The following is an 847-nucleotide window of genomic DNA, read 5'->3' as shown; positions in this document are numbered from 1 at the left end:
GGCCCCGACCCGGGCCACCGTCATCCGCAGCGGGTCCTGCTGTCTGATGACGTCCCGGGCAATATTTATAAGCGGGGCGAGGAGATCGCCAGCGTGCCGTTGCAGCAGGTCGGGCCGGGCCACTTCGTCGCCCGCGAATCCGCCGATGTGCTGGGCAGAACATAACAACACATAACGCATCTTTTCAGGAGAACACGATGACACAACCTGTTTCACGCAAATGGTGGCTGGCGCTGAGTATCGCGGCAGCCCTGGCGAGCGCTCCCGCCTTTGCCGCCAAAGATGTGGTGGTGGCGGTCGGGTCTAACTTCACGACCCTCGACCCCTATGATGCCAACGATACCCTGTCGCAGGCGGTGGCGAAGTCCTTTTATCAAGGCCTGTTCGGCCTTGATAAAGAGATGAAGCTGCAAAACGTTCTTGCTGAGAGCTATACCGTGTCACCGGACGGCCTGGTGTACACCATTAAGCTGCACAGCGGGGTGAAATTCCAGGATGGCACTGACTTTAACGCCGAGGCGGTAAAGGCTAACCTCGATCGCGCGAGTAACCCGGATAACCATCTCAAGCGCTATAACCTGTATAAAAATATTGCCAGCACCGAGGCGGTCGATCCGACTACGGTCAAAATTACCCTGAAGCAGCCCTTCTCGGCGTTTATTAACATTCTCGCCCATCCGGCGACAGCGATGATTTCGCCGGCGGCGCTGAAAAAATATGGTAAGGATATCGGCTTCCACCCGGTGGGCACCGGGCCGTATAAGCTCGACACCTGGAACCAGACGGATTTTGTGAAGGTCAGCAAGTTCGATGGGTACTGGCACATACCCGCTCCTTAGTGGCCTTT

1 protein-coding gene and 1 pseudogene are annotated in these 847 nt (G+C 56.9%); both read left to right on the top strand.

Annotated elements, in window-relative coordinates; genetic code table 11:
* Positions 1–165: hypothetical protein (locus HMPREF9538_RS33370; RefSeq protein ID WP_171805144.1), on the top strand; the 165-nt coding region annotated here is incomplete at its 5' end.
* 32 nt (positions 166–197) lie between these two features.
* A pseudogene (locus tag HMPREF9538_RS09785) lies at positions 198–824 on the top strand (ABC transporter substrate-binding protein); the annotation flags it as partial.
* Positions 825–847: the final 23 nt, after the last annotated feature.

It is taken from the genome of Klebsiella sp. MS 92-3, assembly GCF_000195655.1.
GTDB classification, from domain to species: Bacteria; Pseudomonadota; Gammaproteobacteria; order Enterobacterales; family Enterobacteriaceae; genus Klebsiella; species Klebsiella pneumoniae.
Note: the sequence above shows the minus strand (reverse complement) of the source record. Positions and strands in the feature narration are given on the sequence as shown.